This window comes from Pseudomonas sp. MS19 (genome assembly GCF_013277615.1).
Lineage (GTDB): Bacteria > Pseudomonadota > Gammaproteobacteria > Pseudomonadales > Pseudomonadaceae > Aquipseudomonas > Aquipseudomonas marincola.
Window position 1 is genome coordinate 169,362 of record NZ_VBTO01000014.1, and the last position, 13,386, is coordinate 182,747.

The window sequence follows — 13,386 nt, forward strand, 5'->3', positions numbered from 1 at the left end:
TTCGCCTCACACGCAGCCAGCGCTGGCATCGGGTAAAAAGCAATTGCCTGAGTTCGCTCAAACGGCTTGAGCGCGCCACGGATGATCCGGCCACCATGGTCATGGTATTGGGCAATCTGCTCGGCGAGGCTGTCCGATGCCTTGAACGTCATGTTGATCCTTAGGTTCTGTTGACCTATTTGGGCTAAAGGCCCGCCATGCTTGGCGCGGGCGCAGTGTAACACAGCAAAAACAGCCTCAAAGCCACTGGCTCTGCAACGCCAACAGCCTTATTCAAACTTGCCAATCGCGGCACAATAACACTGTCGCCCGGCAACCCGGCAAGATGCTTGAATCGGCGAACAACGTGCTCCCGGCGTAACCCGACACACCGCGCCATTGCACCTGCAGCCCGCCTACACAAAAGCGCTAAGCGGGCCGCATATTGCTACAGAACGTTGGGTTCCATCTCCAGCTCAACCCCAAAACGCTCGGCAATATCGTGCTGAATCCGTTGCGCCAGCGCCAGCAGCTGCTTGCCGCTGGCATTGCCGTAGTTGACCAACACCAGCGCCTGCAACTTGTGCACGCCCGCGTCACCCTCTCGAAAGCCTTTCCAGCCTGCACGTTCGATTAGCCAGCCAGCGGCCAGTTTGACCTGCCCATCCGCCTGCGGATACGCCACAACATCGCTGTGCAACTGGCTGATCCGTTCAGCGAGCGCAGCGCTGACCAGCGGATTCTTGAAGAAACTACCGGCATTCCCCAGTTTCGCCGGGTCGGGTAGTTTTTCACTGCGAATCGCGCAAATCGCCTGACTTACATCGGTCGCAGTCGGATCAGTGATGCCCTGTGCCTGCAAGCGCTGCTGCACCGGCCCATACCCCAAATGCAGCACATTGCGCCGGCTCAGCGCAAAGCGCACCCGCAGAATCACCCAGCGCCCGGGCTGCTGCTTGAATACACTGTCGCGGTAAGCGAACGCGCAGTCTTCTGCGCTGAACTCACGCAATTCACCGCTTTCGCGGTCCAGCGCGGTCAAACCGGCGAATACATCTTTGATTTCGACGCCATAGGCACCGATATTTTGCATCGGTGCGGCGCCCACAGTGCCGGGAATCAGGCTGAGGTTTTCCAGGCCAACAAAGCCCTGCGCCAGACTCCATTGCACGAATGGATGCCACGGCTCGCCAGCTTGCGCCTCGACCACAACCCTGTCGGCGTCATCTTCAATAATGCTGATACCGCGAGTCGCCATGCGCACGACCAGCGCATCAATGTTCCCAGTGATCAGCATGTTGCTGCCGCCGCCGAGCAACAGCACCGGCAGCTGTTGCTGCTTGGCGAAACTCAGTGCCGCGCGCAGTTGCTCATCGTCGTGTACTTCAACCAGCGCCTTGGCAGTCGCCTCGATGCCAAACGTATTGAGACGTTTGAGCGAGACGTTGTGCTCAACCTGCAAGCTCATAAACGTCCCTCTAGCTCAGCCACCAGCGCATCACAGGCCTGCTCGAGCAGATCGAGCACGTTCTCAAAGCCGTCATCGCCGCCGTAATACGGGTCCGGCACCTGCTCCACTGCCAAGCCGTAGCGGCGCAGGAACAGATCGAGTTCAGCGCGGCCATTGGCAGGCTGAACCTTGGCAAGGTTGCTCAGGTTGCTGTTGTCCATCGCCAGAATCAGGTCGAAAGCGGCGAAGTCTGCCGTTGAGACCTGACGCCCGCGCAAGCCTGACAGATCGTAACCACGGGCTTGCGCGGCACTGCGCATTCGGCTGTCGGGTGGATTGCCGACATGCCAGTCACCCGTGCCCGCTGAGTCGACTTCAATCTGCGCGCTCAACCCTGCCTTGCGCAATTTTTGGCGCAAGATGCCTTCAGCCGCAGGCGAGCGGCAGATATTGCCCAGACACACGAACAATACGCGCATCAGCCGGCCAACAACTGACGAACGCGGTCCAGATCTTCCTGGGTATCAACCCCGGCAGGAGGCGCTTCCAGCGCGTCGGCAACATGGATGCGCACGCCATTCCACAGCGCCCGCAATTGCTCCAGACACTCGGTGTTTTCCAGCCAGCACGGGCCCCACTCGACGAAGTCGTGCAGGAACTTGGCGCGATAGGCGTAAATTCCGATGTGCCGGCGGTATGGCACACCGGCTGGCAACTGGTCGCGGTCACCGGCAAAGTCATCCCGCGCCCACGGCAGCGGCGCGCGGCTGAACGTCAGCGCCAGACCATTGAGGTCGGTGACAACCTTGACCACATTGGGGTTGAACAGTGCAGCCGCCTCGTTGATCGGCTCTGCCAGCGTGGCAATGCCCGCCTGCGCATTGGCGGCCAGATTGCTGGCGACCTGATCGATAATCACCGGCGGTATCAGTGGCTCGTCGCCCTGCACGTTGACCACGATGGCATCCGCAGGCAAACCCAGCGCTATGGCCACTTCGGCCAGGCGGTCGGTACCTGAATTATGATCGACCCGCGTCAGCAGCACCTCGGCACCGAACGCCTGACAACGCTCGACGATGCGTGCATCGTCAGTTGCAATCACCACCCGATCAGCACTGCTTTTACAGGCTTGCTCCCAGACATGCTGGACCATCGGCTTGCCTGCAATGTCCTGCAAAGGCTTGCCGGGCAGGCGCGTGGAGGCATAACGCGCCGGGATTACCACCGTGAATGCAGGGCTCATTTACTTGTCCAGTCGCTCATCAGTATTGAGGGTGCGCGCTTCCGTTTCGAGCATGACAGGGATACCGTCACGCACCGGATAGGCCAGGCCATCGGTTTTGCAGATCAATTCGGATTTATCGGCAACCAGTTTCAGCGGGCCTTTGCACAGCGGGCACGCCAGAATATCGAGTAATTTCGGGTCCATGGACAATCCTTAAACATCAATGGGCCGCCCGGCCGAGCACCAGAGTGCGGGCTAGCGCGGCAGATCAGTGGGTTGCAGCAACGCCTGCACGCGTTCGGTGAACCACAAGGTGAAGGCTTCTGAAGGCTGAGCATCAACCGCAAGATACCACCAGTTCGGCTGGGCAAAGGCGTGGCACTTGACCGCGTCTTTTTCCGTCATCACCAACGGCAGCGCCGGGCTGAAATCCAGCAGTTGCGCAGAAAACTGCGCATGGTCACTGAACGCATGCGTTATGGGCTGCAAGTGTAGCGCTTCGAGGGTTTTGAAGAAACGCTGGGGATTACCGATTCCCGCGACTGCATGCACCTGCTGGCCATTGGGGAAATGGTCCAGCGGGCAACGCTCGCCGGTCATTACGTTGATCAACGCTTGCGGCTGCAGGGTGAAACCAAAGCCGTCTTGCGGATCTGCCGGCGCACCGTTGTAGAGCAACGCATCCACCGATTCGAGCCGTTCAACCGGCTCACGCAATGGCCCCGCTGGCAAGCAACGGCGATTGCCCAGGCCACGCGCCGCATCGATCAGCACCAACTCCATGTCGCGGGCCATGCGGTAATGCTGCATGCCGTCGTCACTGAGAATCAGTTGCAAGGGTTCGGCGTCCAGCAAGGCGGCAATGGCGCGGCTGCGATCAGGATCGATCATCAGCGGCACGCCGCTGCGCTGAACAATCAGCAGCGGCTCATCACCTGCAATCGCTGCGTCTTGATCTGCCTCGACCCGCCACGGCAATTGCGGCGGCTTGGCGCCATAACCGCGACTGACTACGCCAACCTTAATGCCGCGCTGCTGGCAATAATTGACCAGCCAGAGGATCAACGGCGTCTTGCCGGTGCCGCCTACGGTGATGTTGCCGACCACGATAACCGGCACGGGCGCACGGTAAATCTCGCCGACACCGGCCAGAAAACGCTCGCGCTTGCCCTGCACCACTCGGCGATAAAGCGCTTCCAGCGGGCTGAGCGCGCCGAGCAGTGGATGCCCCTTATACCAGGCAGCAACAAGACCATCAGACAACGGCATCGGAGAACCTCAAGAAAAAACGACTGCGCCGCTGATCAGGGCGCAGTCTCGGCCTCGACGGTGGTGATTCGCAGGTGCGCGAAGCCCAGCTTGCCCGCTGCGTCCATCGCCGTAACCACGGCCTGGTGCTCGGTTTTGGCGTCGGCACTGATGCTCAATGGCAAGCTGGTGTCGCCATCGGACTCCTTCTGTAGCGCGTTCATCAGGCTGTTGAGGTCGCTTTTCAGCAATTCCTTGCCATTCACCGAGAACGTACCATCTACCGCGATCAACACTTCAAGCTGCTTGATTTCGGTCTGTTCCGGCGGAGTGCCGGTAACAGCCTCAGGCAAATCGACCTTAAGCTGAGTTTCGCGGGTGAAAGTTGTCGTCACCACAAAAAACAGCAACAGGATAAACACCACATCAATCAATGGGGCGAGGCCGATCTCGACATTTTCACGTGGTTTGCGTCGAAACTTCACGCCTTGTCCCCGCCTATCTCTACGTCACGATCCCCCTGCACCACTTCAACCAGCTTGATTGCTTCCTGCTCCATGCCAACCACCAACTCATCAACCCGACGCTGCAGGTAACGGTGGAAGAACAGAGCCGGGATCGCGACCATCAAGCCCGCCGCCGTGGTAATCAGCGCCTTGGCGATACCGCCGGCGAGCAATGGCGCATTGGCCATGCCTGAATCCATGAACGAGGAGAAAATCTGGATCATGCCCAGCACGGTGCCGAGCAAGCCGAGTAACGGGGCGATACCGGCGATGGTGCCCAGCGCGTTGAGATAGCGCTCAAGATCGTGGACGACGCGTGCGGCCGCCTCTTCGATGCATTCCTTCATGATCTCGCGACCATGCTTGGAGTTGGCCAGACCCGCGGCGAGAATTTCACCCAACGGCGAGTTGGCGCGCAGCTCCTTGAGCTTTTGCGCGTTGAGTTTCTTGGCCTTGATCCAGCCCCAAACGGTGGCCAGCAAGTTGCCAGGCTTGACGCGACTCGGGCGCAAGGTCCACAGCCGCTCGGCAATGATCGCAGCCGCCGCAATTGAACACAGTATGATTGGCAGCATCATCCAGCCGCCCGCTTTAACCAGTTCCCACACAGTGAACAACCCCCTCGATAAAAGTCGCGCCACTCTAGCATAGGGTCAATCGCTAGCCGACCGCCGCTGTTCTCATTTTTCTCGCCAAAAGCGAGATTCTGTCCGCAATGTTTTAGCGTCTGTGAACTGACCAAGCTGAACGGTCACCGCGCCCTGCTCCACAGTGTCGTACACGCGCGCCGGAATTTGCGCATAGCGCGCCAATACATCCGCGGCCGGGTGACCAAAAGCATTGTGCTTGCCCCGCGAGATTAGCACCGCTTGCGGGGCAACCCGCTGAACAAATGCGCGAGAAGACGACGAACGACTGCCATGATGCGCCGACAGCAGCCAGCGCGCCTCAAGTTCCAGCCCGCTGGCCAGCAGCGCGCTTTCGGCCGCCACATCGATATCGCCGGTCAGCACGATCCGCTCGCCCTGCGCTTCAATGATCAGCACGCATGACGCCTGATTCGCATCACTGGCACCTGCCCAGCGCCAGCTTTGCAGGATCACGCCATCCCATTGCCACGTGCGTTGCCGGCATGGCTGAGCCTGCCAGCGTGACGGTAACCGGCCGCCTTCGCCGCTGATGACATGTTCGACCGGCATGCCTTCGATTACCGCCGAGGCGCCGCCTATATGATCATTGTCGCCATGACTCAACAGCAGAAGGTCGAGTTGCGCGATATTCAGCGCGCGCAGCGAAGGAAGCACCACACGCTCACCCAAATCGAAATCGCCAAAGCGCGGCGCCGCGTCATACAACAACGCATGGTTGCGCGTGCGCACCACCACCGCGAGGCCCTGACCTACATCGAGCATGGTCACGACAGCCGTACCCTCTGCGATTCTCTGCGGCGTGGTAAACAGCAACGGCAGCATCAGCGGCCAGCCAAACAAGCGCAGCGGTAACCCCGAGGGCAGCAACAGCAACAACGTGCCCGCACAAGCCAGCAACCACACGCCCAGACCATAAGCACCCGGCTGCCATGCGGGCAACCAGTGCGCCAACGGTGTGAGCCCGCGAAACAGCATCTCGACCAAGCCGCCGGCCAACCATAAAAGCCCTGCGCCCACATAAGGCACCGACAACAACAAGCTGCCCGCCAGTGCCACCGGTACGACGACCAACCCCACCAATGGCACCGCGACAAGATTCGCCAGCGGCCCGCTCAGGCTCACGGGCAGTCCCAATGCCAACATCATCGGCAGCAATCCCAGGGCGATCGCCCACTGCGCGCGCACCAGCGATTGCCCCCACGACCAACCGCCGAGACGCCCACCGAAAATCAACATGAGCAGCGCCACCGCTGAAAAGGACAACCAGAAGCCAGCCTGCAAACTCGCCAGCGGCTCATTGAGCAGCACGACGATCAAGGCGAACAGCAACACGTAGGACGCGCCAATCCGACGAAATCGCAAACGCCAAAGCAGCACCAACCCGACCATCGCACAAGCACGCTGCACCGGCACCTGAAACCCGGCCAGAAACCCGTAGACCAATGCGCCGCAAAGCGCTAACGCACAGGCGCACGGCAGCCAGGGAATGGCTTGTGGCCAACAGCCGATCCGCGCAAGCCCCGCGACCAGCGCATACAACAGCCCCGCCAACAAGCCGATATGCGTGCCGGATATCACCAACAAATGCACAGTGCCAGTGGTCTTGAGAGTGGCCCAGTCAGCAGGCGCGATTGCAGAGCCATCGCCCACTACAAGCGCCGTCAGCATCGCCTCACGCCCGTTTGCCGGGGTCGCCAACAGCCGCTTGCGTAACCTGTCGCGCCAACTGCCCAAACCACTCGCCGGGGCAATACGCTGGCCGTCCTTGACCGAACCGGTTGCGCCGATGCGTTGCGCCAGCAACCAGGTTTCATAATCGAACACCTGCGGATTGACCAAGCCATGCGGGCGTTTCAAGCGCACAGCTAAACGCCAGACTTCACCCGCAACCACCGAATGCTGGCCGTACCAGGAGAGGCGTATTTTTTGCGGCAATAACGCCCGGCGCGAAACCGGGTATGCAAGCTCAAAGCGCACAACGCCATCATCCTGCTGCGCCAGCCCCACCACCTGCCCTTGCAACCAGAGCGTGCGACCATCCAGCTCAGGGGCCAGACGGTCATCCAGCGCCAGCTGTGCACCGGCGCACGCCCATACCAGCCCCAGCACGAACCAGCCAATGCTGTTAATCCGGGTGAACAACAAACCGACAGCCAGCAACACGAGCAGGCCAAGCAACCATGGTGGCGGCAGCACGGGCAATAAACGTAATGACAATAAGCCGAGCACAAGCGCTATCATCCCTGAGCGCATTCGAACTCCTTGAACACCCGTTCCCTGGGCGATTGCAAATGCTGGGTGAAAAACTTGGCGAAGCGGTTTAGCATCGCTGCGCTGAGGTTAGTCGAGCCAGAGCACTTGCATGGGTGAGCAATGAATTTTCCTGCGATTGCCAGCCAAAATTCTCTTGATCAAGGTTGAGAGAGCAGCCCTTAACTTTTGAGTGCATAATACTTGCGCTTTTAGCCGGTCAGAGACCTTACATGCCGCGTCGTTTTATTAAGCGCTACATGCCAAACCCGGAGAGCATCAGGAACAACAAGTCCCTGCGCTTTCTAGGCACGTTGATGCACGACCCCAATTTGTGGCACTTGAATCGCCACTCAGTCAGCCGCTCCATGGCGATCGGTTTTTTCTGGGCGATGATTCCAATGCCCATGCAAATGGTGGCCGCTGCATTCTCGGCGGTGTTCTTGCGCGGCAACCTGCCCATCTCTGTCGGCTTGGTCTGGCTGACCAACCCCATCACCATGCCGCCGGTGTTTTATTGCAGCTACAAGTTCGGCGCCTGGCTGATGAGCACCCCGACCTTAAGAATCCCTGAGCATGTAACCCTGCATTGGGTTGGCCAGGTTCTGCAAACGCACTGGCAGCCGCTCTATCTGGGTTCATTTGTGCTGGGCCTGATCCTCGCGGTGCTCAGCTACTTCGGCACCAACGCTTATTGGCACTGGTGGGTTCGGCGCAACTGGCGCAAGCGTCAGGAAGCCCGCGCACAGAAAGGTCAATAGCTGCCCATCAGCAAGCCAGCCCATTGTTATCGTCACTTGATTATTGAGCCGTTGAACGTGGCGACGCGACGTTCGGGGCAGCCTGCGCGTGCCTGTAAGCGGTTGGCAGTTGAGCGGAAGACGCCGCCTTGCGACAGGCGCCCCGCTCCACACTTACTCGTAGCGCAACGCTTCAGCAGGCTGAATGCGCGATGCCCGCCATGACGGGTACAGGGTGGCGAGAAAACTCATGCCCAATGCGGCCACGCAGATCAGCACCACATCGGTAACCTGCAATTGCGATGGCAGGCTATTGATGAAGTAGACATCCGAGCTGAACACATGCTGGCCACTCACGCGCTCAATCCAGCCCACCAACTGGCTGACGTTGAGCGCTGCAGCAACGCCAAGCACGCAGCCGATCAACGTGCCGATCGTACCGATCACCGTACCTTGAACGATGAAAATACCCATGATCTGCCGCGGTGTGGCACCCAGCGTGCGCAGAATGGCAATGTCCGCGCCCTTATCGGCGACCACCATGATCAATGTCGCGATGATATTGAACGCGGCCACTGCAACGATCAGCAATAGCAGCAGGCCGATCATGGTTTTTTCCATTTTCATGGCGCTGAACAGGCTGCCCTGCGTCTGCGTCCAGTCACTGGCCTGATAATTCGCGCCCAGATCAGCCGCCACAGCCGCTGAGACCTGAGGTGCCTGATACAGATCCTTGAGCTTGAGTCTTACGCTCTGCACCTGCCCCGGCTCATAGCGCTGAATATCCGCCGCATCGGCGACGTTGATCAACGCCAGCGAGCTGTCCAGTTCCGCGCCCACCTTGAACACGCCAACCACGTTGAGGCGCTTCATGCGCGGGGTAATACCGCCAGGCACAGCACTGAGTTCAGGCACGATCAAGGTCAGTTTGTCACCGACTTTGAGCTGGAAACGCCGCGCGGTGATGGCACCAATCACCACGCCACTTTCACCCGGCTGCAAATCGCTGAGCTTACCGGCGATCATGCTGTTGCCAATGATCGACACCTGCGGCTCAAGCGCCGGATCGACGCCCTGCAACTGAATCGGCTGCATGCTGCCACGGTAAGACAACATGCCTTCCAGCTCGGCAAATGGCACCGCCGCCAGCACTTCAGGGTTCTGTTTGGCCTTGGCCGCCACTGCTTGCCAGTCATCAAGCGGCTCGCTGGCAGCGATACTGGCGTGCGGCACCATGCCGAGAATCCGCGAACTCATTTCCTGCTGGAAACCGTTCATCACCGACAGCACTACGATCATGGCCAGCACACCGAGGGCCAAGCCGATCATCGAGGTCAGCGAAATAAACGAAATGAAGTGATTACGTCGCTTGGCCCGCGTGTAGCGAGCCCCGATAAAAATACTCAGTGGCCGAAACATCAGTTGGCCACCAGTTTGCCGTCTTCAAGACGCAGAATACGGTCCATCTTGCGCGCCAATTCAAGGTCGTGAGTTACCACCACGAACGCCGTGCGCGATGAAAGACTCAGCTCTTTGATGAGGTCCTGAATGCCCAGCGCGGTATGGTGATCGAGGTTGCCGGTCGGCTCATCGAGCAGCACCACACCCGGATTATTCACCAGTGCCCGCGCAACCGCGACGCGCTGACGCTCGCCGCCAGACAACTCGGCAGGCTTGTGCGACAAGCGGTGCCCCAGCCCCACGCGCTCAAGCAATGCAGTGGCGCGCTCACTCGCCTCGCGGATTGAGGTCTTGCCGATCAGCAGCGGCATGCAAACGTTTTCCAGCGCGGTGAACTCGGGCAGCAGGTGGTGAAACTGATAGACGAAACCCAGCGCGCGGTTACGCAACAGGCCACGTTGTTTCTCGTTGAGTGCGGACAATTCCTCGCCCGCCAGCCAAACGCTGCCGGTACTCGGCGTATCCAGCCCGCCCAGCATGTTCAGCAGGGTACTTTTACCCGAGCCGGAACTGCCAACAATTGCCAGGCGCTCACCCGGATGCAGCTCAAGCTGCAAGCCATCAAGCACCACAACCGATTGCGGGCCTTCGTCATAACTCTTGCTTAGGTTGCGACAGCTCAGAACAGCCTGATCCTGCATCACTCGATCACCCTTAATCGGATTACTCATAGCGCAACGCCTCCGCAGGCTGGGTGCGCGCAGCACGCCATGCCGGGTATAGGGTCGCGAGAAAACTCAACAACAAGGCCGCACCGCAAACCATCACCACATCAGAGGTGAGCAGTTGCGAGGGCAGATAATCAATAAAGTAGACGTCGGCGTTGAGGAACTTGATCCCCAACAGGCGCTCGATACCGGCAATAGCAGCACTGACGTTGAGCGCTGCGAATATGCCCAGCAATGCACCGATGGCTGTACCAATCACACCGATGACCGTGCCCTGCACCATGAAGATCGCCATGATCTGCCGGGGTGTCGCGCCAAGGGTGCGCAAGATGGCGATATCGCCTTTCTTGTCATTGACCACCATCACCAGCGTCGAAATGATATTGAACGCCGCCACCGCAACGATCAGCAGCAGGAGCAAGCCGATCATGGCCTTTTCCATGCGAATGGCCTGATACAGATTGCCGTGGGTGCGGGTCCAGTCGCGGGCATAAAAGTCGCCCTGGCCGAGTGACTGAGCAAGCTGCCAGGCAATACGCGGCGCCTGGAACAGGTCATCAAACTTGAGGCGAATGCCTTGCACCTGATCACGCGGCCAACGCTGCAGGCGGGCCAGATCCTCGACATTGGTCATGGCCAGATAGCCGTCGATCTCGCCCGCGCCGACATGGAAAATGCCAACCACGGTAAAGCGCTTGAGCCGCGGAAACATCCCCGCTGGCGTGACTGAAACCTCGGGCGAGACGAAAGTGATCTTGTCGCCCATGCCGACGCCGAGTTTCTTCGCGGCGTTATCACCGATGACAATCCCAAACTCGCCGGCCTTGAGTGAATCCAGGCTGCCTTGCTTGAAGAAGTTGCCGATGATCGAGACTTTCGCCTCCTCGACCGGATCAACCGCGTTGATCAGCACTTTCGACACTTTGCCGTTGTTGGTCAGCAGCCCCTGCATCTGGCTGAATGGCGCAACGGCAAGCACCTGTTTGTTGGCCATGGCCTTGTCGCCAAGGCTGCGCCAGTCGCTCAAAGGCGTCGGGCTTTCGATGGTGGCATGCGGAACCATGCCCAGCACGCGGCTGCGCATTTCATGATCGAAGCCATTCATAACAGACAGCACTACAATCATTACCAATACACCGAGCGCGAGCCCGATCATGGAGGTGAGGGAGATGAATGAAACAAAATGGTTGCGGCGTTTGGCTCGCGTGTAGCGTGTACCAATAAATACGAACAGAGGTCTGAACATGTTGGAAGTTGCTTCGCGGAAAAGAGAAACGTCCTTGTGGCGGGGCTCGACGAGCAGCTTTACACTCTGACCACTACTGCTGCTGCGGGTTCGCCATGCCGACTCAAGATGAAAAAGATCGACGCGAATACTATCGCATCGAAGATACGATAGCACTGGATTTCCGGCAGTTAAGCGCCGCCGAAGCGGCCTCGCAAGAGCCACTTGTGGGCGGCTCGACTGTGTTCAATCTGCTCAGTGAATTGCACCTGCTCGACTTCGAGTCGCAGCACATGTTGCGCCATATCAGTGAGCGCGACCGCACGCTGGCCAGCTACCTGAAGGTCATTAACAAGCGCTTCGACCTCCTCAGCCAGGCGGTTGCACAGAGCCTGCTGGAAGATATCGGCGAGCCGCGCCCGGTCATCATCAGCGAGGGTGGCGTGAGTTTCAGCGACCCGGAAAAACTGCAAGTCGGGACACAGCTTGCAATGAAAATTGTGCTGATGCCGCAAGCATTGGGCCTGATGTTGCGCGCCAAAGTTGTGCATTGCACCGCAATCGCCACCGACAGCTACGACATCGGCACCGAGTTCGAAGCGTTAACCGATGCACAGCGCCAATTACTCGCCCGGCATATATTGCAGCGCCAGGCGCATGAGCGCCGTACGGCAAGGGAGCAGGCAGATTTGACCTGACCTGCGCTGCCCCAGTCGCCCCAAGAAAATTGTCTACAGCCACCTGACCCACGAGCCTGCCATGCGCTGTTTGCCACTGTTATTTGCTGCACTGCTACCACTGGCCTGCAATGCAGAAACCCTGACTATTCCGCTGGGCACACAAGGCGCTGGCGCTGATGCGCCCGTAATGCCTAAGCGTGGCGAGTCGCGTCGGGCAGTTCTTGAGCGTTACGGGCTGGCCGATGAAGAGCACGCACCGGTTGGCAATCCGCCGATTACGCGCTGGGATTATCGCCAGTTCAGCGTCTACTTCGAGTATGACCATGTTGTCGACAGCGTTCGCCACCGTCCTGTGCGCGCGCAGTAATCCGAGTGGCTCTGCTGCGCGGCTTGACCGGCATGGCGTCAAGCTTTATCAATAGCACTGTGCATCGCTGAGGCAGCGATCCGTCGTTAATTCAAGGAGCTACTGTGACGCTGATTTATGGACACCGCGGCGCCAAAGGCGAAGCCCCAGAAAACACCCTGCGCAGCTTCCAGCAATGCCTTGAGCATGGCGTAACGCGTTGCGAGCTGGATTTGCACCTGTCGCGAGATGGCGAGCTGATGGTCATCCACGACCCGACTCTAAAGCGCACCACCGGCCGGCGCGGCAAGGTAGCCGAACATGACGCCGCCGAACTGGTTGAATACGACGCGCGCCAAGGTGGCCCTGGCGCCGTGCAACCCTGCCCGATCCCGCGCCTCAGTGAACTGTTCGAGAAGTGCCCGTTTGAGCATTGGCAACTTGAAGTCAAAAGCGCCTCCAAGGTGCGCGCCGCCCGCACGGTTGAAGCCATTGCGGCGCTGGCCGAAAAATTCGGCATCAGCGACAAGGTGACTGTCACCTCCAGCTCACGCGAAGTATTACGCGCCCTGCAACGCCTTGCGCCGCACCTTTCACGCGGGCTGGTGGCCGAATATTCCTGGCTCGACCCGATCAAGGTCGCCCTGCACTACGATTGTCAGTATCTGGCGCTGAACTGGACCCTGTGCACCCCGGAGCGACTGCTCAAGGCGCAGAAAGCAGGCTTGCACGTCACCGTTTGGACGGTTAACGAGCCGGCACTCATGCGCAGACTCGCCGACTTTGGCGCCGACAGCATCATCACCGATTTTCCGGGTCTGGCGGTGCGCACGCTGAGCAGTTGACGCGCAGGCTGGACGAGGAAAACGATCGCCACTTAGAGTTGGCGACTGGCCTTAAACCAAAAAACCGCCCATGAAGGCGGTTTTTTGTTGCAGCCTGATCAGAAACTTTCGCG

General features: G+C 59.3%; 15 protein-coding genes and 1 pseudogene. 4 read left to right on the plus strand and 12 right to left on the minus strand.

Annotated elements, in window-relative coordinates; translation table 11 throughout:
- Positions 1–47: 47 nt before the first annotated feature.
- The 9 genes and pseudogenes from FEZ62_RS16540 to FEZ62_RS16580 all read right to left on the minus strand — a co-directional run.
- A pseudogene (locus tag FEZ62_RS16540) lies at positions 48–152 on the minus strand (GntR family transcriptional regulator); the annotation flags it as partial.
- Positions 153–427: 275 nt separating this feature from the next.
- Positions 428–1,447, minus strand: coding sequence for a UDP-N-acetylmuramate dehydrogenase (gene murB / locus FEZ62_RS16545; protein ID WP_172929010.1), 1,020 nt, complete (start codon positions 1,445–1,447; stop codon positions 428–430).
- Positions 1,444–1,908 carry a low molecular weight protein-tyrosine-phosphatase gene (locus tag FEZ62_RS16550; RefSeq protein ID WP_150549480.1) on the minus strand — a complete coding sequence of 155 codons (465 nt, stop codon included), beginning with the start codon at positions 1,906–1,908 and terminating at the stop codon, positions 1,444–1,446. The genes murB and FEZ62_RS16550 overlap by 4 nt, the downstream gene beginning before the upstream one ends.
- On the minus strand, positions 1,908–2,672 hold the full coding sequence (kdsB, locus tag FEZ62_RS16555) for a 3-deoxy-manno-octulosonate cytidylyltransferase (RefSeq protein ID WP_172929013.1): 765 nt from the start codon (positions 2,670–2,672) through the stop codon (positions 1,908–1,910). The genes FEZ62_RS16550 and kdsB overlap by 1 nt, the downstream gene beginning before the upstream one ends.
- The gene (locus FEZ62_RS16560; protein WP_069898793.1) at positions 2,673–2,858 is read right to left on the minus strand and encodes a Trm112 family protein; all 186 of its coding nucleotides are present in this window, start codon (positions 2,856–2,858) and stop codon (positions 2,673–2,675) included.
- Between the two features lie 51 nt (positions 2,859–2,909).
- Positions 2,910–3,923, minus strand: coding sequence for a tetraacyldisaccharide 4'-kinase (gene lpxK / locus FEZ62_RS16565; protein WP_172929015.1), 1,014 nt, complete (start codon positions 3,921–3,923; stop codon positions 2,910–2,912).
- Positions 3,924–3,958: 35 nt separating this feature from the next.
- Entirely contained in the window at positions 3,959–4,387 is a 429-nt protein-coding gene (locus FEZ62_RS16570) for a biopolymer transporter ExbD (protein WP_069898796.1), read from the minus strand.
- Positions 4,384–5,016: a MotA/TolQ/ExbB proton channel family protein gene (locus FEZ62_RS16575; RefSeq protein WP_069898798.1), complete on the minus strand. Its 633-nt coding sequence runs from the start codon at positions 5,014–5,016 to the stop codon at positions 4,384–4,386. The genes FEZ62_RS16570 and FEZ62_RS16575 overlap by 4 nt, the downstream gene beginning before the upstream one ends.
- A 72-nt stretch (positions 5,017–5,088) precedes the next feature.
- A complete protein-coding gene (locus FEZ62_RS16580) occupies positions 5,089–7,311 on the minus strand; it encodes a DNA internalization-related competence protein ComEC/Rec2 (protein ID WP_242454981.1) in 2,223 nt (740 codons plus the stop codon).
- Positions 7,312–7,541: 230 nt separating this feature from the next.
- Here FEZ62_RS16580 and FEZ62_RS16585 point away from each other — a divergent pair, with 230 nt between their 5' ends.
- Positions 7,542–8,069, plus strand: coding sequence for a DUF2062 domain-containing protein (locus tag FEZ62_RS16585; RefSeq protein ID WP_069898800.1), 528 nt, complete (start codon positions 7,542–7,544; stop codon positions 8,067–8,069).
- Between the two features lie 153 nt (positions 8,070–8,222).
- Here the strand turns inward: FEZ62_RS16585 and FEZ62_RS16590 are convergent, their stop codons facing one another.
- The 3 genes from FEZ62_RS16590 to FEZ62_RS16600 are packed head-to-tail and all read right to left on the minus strand — an operon-like array spanning position 8,223 to position 11,423.
- Positions 8,223–9,467 (minus strand): lipoprotein-releasing ABC transporter permease subunit, encoded by a 1,245-nt coding sequence (locus tag FEZ62_RS16590; RefSeq protein WP_090508544.1) that lies wholly within the window; start codon positions 9,465–9,467, stop codon positions 8,223–8,225.
- Complete coding sequence (lolD, locus tag FEZ62_RS16595; RefSeq protein WP_172929081.1) at positions 9,467–10,150, minus strand: lipoprotein-releasing ABC transporter ATP-binding protein LolD; 684 nt, start codon at positions 10,148–10,150, stop codon at positions 9,467–9,469. Before lolD ends, FEZ62_RS16590 begins: the two co-directional genes overlap by 1 nt.
- 22 nt (positions 10,151–10,172) lie before the next feature.
- A complete protein-coding gene (locus FEZ62_RS16600; protein WP_150549484.1) occupies positions 10,173–11,423 on the minus strand; it encodes a lipoprotein-releasing ABC transporter permease subunit in 1,251 nt (416 codons plus the stop codon).
- Between the two features lie 95 nt (positions 11,424–11,518).
- Here FEZ62_RS16600 and FEZ62_RS16605 point away from each other — a divergent pair, with 95 nt between their 5' ends.
- From FEZ62_RS16605 to FEZ62_RS16615, 3 genes are all read left to right on the plus strand, one after another.
- Entirely contained in the window at positions 11,519–12,100 is a 582-nt protein-coding gene (locus tag FEZ62_RS16605; protein WP_090508545.1) for a PilZ domain-containing protein, read from the plus strand.
- Between the two features lie 61 nt (positions 12,101–12,161).
- Complete coding sequence (locus FEZ62_RS16610) at positions 12,162–12,449, plus strand: phosphodiesterase (RefSeq protein WP_172929016.1); 288 nt, start codon at positions 12,162–12,164, stop codon at positions 12,447–12,449.
- Between the two features lie 104 nt (positions 12,450–12,553).
- Positions 12,554–13,273 (plus strand): glycerophosphodiester phosphodiesterase family protein, encoded by a 720-nt coding sequence (locus FEZ62_RS16615; RefSeq protein WP_172929018.1) that lies wholly within the window; start codon positions 12,554–12,556, stop codon positions 13,271–13,273.
- Positions 13,274–13,386 lie beyond the last annotated feature (113 nt).

Excerpts from the sequence above, each read along its gene's own strand:
- murB (WP_172929010.1), bottom strand. The coding sequence starts at position 1,447 with ATGAGCTTGCAGGTTGAGCACAACGTCTCGCTCAAACGTCTCAATACG.
- FEZ62_RS16550 (WP_150549480.1), bottom strand. The coding sequence starts at position 1,908 with ATGCGCGTATTGTTCGTGTGTCTGGGCAATATCTGCCGCTCGCCTGCG.
- kdsB (WP_172929013.1), bottom strand. The coding sequence starts at position 2,672 with ATGAGCCCTGCATTCACGGTGGTAATCCCGGCGCGTTATGCCTCCACG.
- FEZ62_RS16560 (WP_069898793.1), bottom strand. The coding sequence starts at position 2,858 with ATGGACCCGAAATTACTCGATATTCTGGCGTGCCCGCTGTGCAAAGGC.
- lpxK (WP_172929015.1), bottom strand. The coding sequence starts at position 3,923 with ATGCCGTTGTCTGATGGTCTTGTTGCTGCCTGGTATAAGGGGCATCCA.
- FEZ62_RS16580 (WP_242454981.1), bottom strand. The coding sequence starts at position 7,311 with ATGCGCTCAGGGATGATAGCGCTTGTGCTCGGCTTATTGTCATTACGT.
- FEZ62_RS16585 (WP_069898800.1), top strand. The coding sequence starts at position 7,542 with ATGCCGCGTCGTTTTATTAAGCGCTACATGCCAAACCCGGAGAGCATC.
- FEZ62_RS16590 (WP_090508544.1), bottom strand. The coding sequence starts at position 9,467 with ATGTTTCGGCCACTGAGTATTTTTATCGGGGCTCGCTACACGCGGGCC.
- lolD (WP_172929081.1), bottom strand. The coding sequence starts at position 10,150 with ATGCAGGATCAGGCTGTTCTGAGCTGTCGCAACCTAAGCAAGAGTTAT.
- FEZ62_RS16600 (WP_150549484.1), bottom strand. The coding sequence starts at position 11,423 with ATGTTCAGACCTCTGTTCGTATTTATTGGTACACGCTACACGCGAGCC.
- FEZ62_RS16605 (WP_090508545.1), top strand. The coding sequence starts at position 11,519 with ATGCCGACTCAAGATGAAAAAGATCGACGCGAATACTATCGCATCGAA.
- FEZ62_RS16610 (WP_172929016.1), top strand. The coding sequence starts at position 12,162 with ATGCGCTGTTTGCCACTGTTATTTGCTGCACTGCTACCACTGGCCTGC.